Annotated in this window: 3 protein-coding genes and 1 pseudogene; all 4 read right to left on the reverse strand. The window is 23.8% G+C overall.

Annotated features, from left to right (window positions below):
• Nucleotides 1-188: pseudogene (locus HMPREF1552_RS12595) on the reverse strand (hypothetical protein); the annotation flags it as partial.
• Nucleotides 189-291: 103 nt separating this feature from the next.
• Nucleotides 292-828, reverse strand: a complete 537-nt coding sequence (locus HMPREF1552_RS08580; RefSeq protein WP_021744772.1) for a hypothetical protein — start codon at nt 826-828, stop codon at nt 292-294.
• A gap of 16 nt (nt 829-844) precedes the next feature.
• Nucleotides 845-1,621 (reverse strand): hypothetical protein, encoded by a 777-nt coding sequence (locus tag HMPREF1552_RS08585; protein ID WP_021744773.1) that lies wholly within the window; start codon nt 1,619-1,621, stop codon nt 845-847.
• Between the two features lie 77 nt (nt 1,622-1,698).
• On the reverse strand, nt 1,699-2,518 hold an 820-nt coding region (locus tag HMPREF1552_RS08590; protein WP_021744774.1), incomplete at its 5' end, for a hypothetical protein.

The raw sequence follows: 2,518 nt of genomic DNA on the forward strand, positions 1-2,518 counted from the left end.
TTTTGATTGAGATACATAATTTTAAATTGTTCAATTGCCCCTTTAACTTCTTCTACTTTTTTCTCTTCACTCCAATTATGCCCAATTCCATCATCAAAACTCACACCTATTTTTCTCCCAAGCCACTCAACTTCAGTTTCAAAATTTTTTATTTCTCCAAAAACTTCATCTTTTATAGCATCACTCATATTAGTCCTCCATTTTATTCTTTTTTAATCCCAAATAAATTCATCAGACACTGTCTGACGAATTCCATTTTTTGAATAAACTATATAAAATCTAATTTCCCTCTTAATTCTTCTTACTCATCTGTTCCTTTTTCTCAGCTTTTATAAAAGCAACTACAGATACAATCGCAACTAAAATTATCCAAACCCAATCTTTATATATTTCACTACTTATTTTAAAAACTCCCATCCACGAATAAGATAAACCTTTTAAAAATGGTAATTTTTGCTCTTTTTTCAAATAATAAGCTACCAAAACTACATCAACAAAGTATACTGCAATTATGGAAAAAATGGTAATTACAGGAATTCCTTTTGTAATATCCCTCATTGGCAAAGCTTCATATTTTGGATTTAGTAAATTTTCATTTTTAGCATTTGCTCCAAATTTACTTTGACGTATAGGTTCGGCAATATTTTTACTCTCTGTATCTGTCTTTTTAATTTTTATTCCAAATATCCAGCCAAAAAAAACTATAAAAAATATAATTATAGAAATTATTTTATATCCTAAAAAAATCATCGAAAACCCTAAGCAAATCATAACTGCAACAATAGAACTTAACCCTGCAAATAAAATTCCATTTAAATATCTCTTCATAAATAATCCCTTTCATCTAATTTTTATTCAGTTTTTCTATTAAAAAGACTAACAGATTTTCACAGAAAATCTCCATTTCATTTCCAAAAGCTAAAATAATAACGTCTTTTAAATCTTTCACATAAATTACGCCATCTGTCACTCCAACCTTATAATTTTCCCATTCATAAACTTCATCATCAAATGTAATATTTTCTTTCGAAACTTTTATTTTCTTTAAATTATCAAAATTCTCAATTTGCTTCTTGTCTGAGAAAAGACTGAAACTCAATTTATGTGATTTTCTAAATGAAAATTCCTCATTTCCTTCATTTTCAATATTTTCTAATGCACTCGGATAATTCTGTTTTACAAAATCTTCTTGAAATAAATCAAAAGCATCTTTTCTATATCCGCCTGCATTGATTTTTTCCCACTTTCCTTCGTTAGATTTGAAAAAAATGGCTGTAAATGTATTTCCCACCATGTATACTTCCTTTGAAAGAAAATATTGCAAATTTTTATAATAATTTTTTTCATTTTTTCCTACACTAAAACCATCATCGTAAAAATAAATGTTTGGATATTTCTTTTTATAATACGAAAACACAAAGAAATCTACTATACCCAATATAATTAATAAAACTATAAAAATCACAACAGTAGAAACATAAAAATTCCTGCTAATTTCAACTGTAAATAATAAAACTACTCCTATATTTAATACCAGCAAAGAAATTAAAAATTTTGCTGAATTAAAAATAATTTTTAACCAGTTCGCCTTTTCCATTTTTTTAAAATTTTCCTGTAACATATTTTTTCACTCCTATCCTTTTAGTGTTTTCTTCTCTTTCAATTATTTCAATTCTTACCTTCCTTAATATACATTATCTATTTAGATTCCTCTATTATTATAAAAGCTTGTTCATTTATAGAGATTTTTTTATTTTTTAAACTATTGTTTTCTATTACTATACTCAAGTTTCCTATACTTTCAAGTAAATAGATTACATCTTTTTCATCACAATACTTTTCTACATACTTTACAGTTTTTTCAATTAATTTTTTTTCTGAAATACTATACATTTTTAATGAATAATTTTTATTTTTAATGAAATTAAATCTATTTAAAATTTTTTTATCTTCTTCATTATTTATATTTAATTTTGTAATTATCTGAGTAGTATTTCCATTTTCAGAAAGATTAATCTTTATAATATCTCTATTCATATACAAACAAATTTTTTTCACATCTTCTTTACATTCTGGTATATGTGTAAGAAATTTATTTTTTATTTCATTTATTTCAATAATTCCTTCTTTTGGTATTTCAATAATTTTAAAATTATCTTTCTCTATTTTTTCAGGTATTAGTTTGATTTTATCTTTAAGATCTGATACAAGTACTCCTTCTAATTGATGATTTTCTTTTGTGATAACTTTATAAAATTTTTCTGGAATGCTAACACTAATAAAAGGTAATAATACTACTAGTATTATTAGTCTCTTTATAATAAAATCAACAAAATTATCTTTTAAATTAAAATTATCAAATAATTTTAAGTGTGATAATTGTAAAGCAGAATATATTACTACAAAATAACCTTTTAAAAAATATTTATCAAATAATTTTGATAAAATATATGAAAATAAAATCATAATAATGTAACAAACTGCCTCTTTCTTATTTGCTAATTTTTCTATCAAGTGT

The organism is Leptotrichia sp. oral taxon 879 str. F0557, assembly GCF_000469385.1.
In the GTDB taxonomy this organism is placed as follows: domain Bacteria; phylum Fusobacteriota; class Fusobacteriia; order Fusobacteriales; family Leptotrichiaceae; genus Leptotrichia; species Leptotrichia mesophila.

Coding starts and splice junctions, on each gene's coding strand:
- HMPREF1552_RS08580 (WP_021744772.1), bottom strand. CDS start 828: ATGAAGAGATATTTAAATGGAATTTTATTTGCAGGGTTAAGTTCTATT.
- HMPREF1552_RS08585 (WP_021744773.1), bottom strand. CDS start 1,621: ATGTTACAGGAAAATTTTAAAAAAATGGAAAAGGCGAACTGGTTAAAA.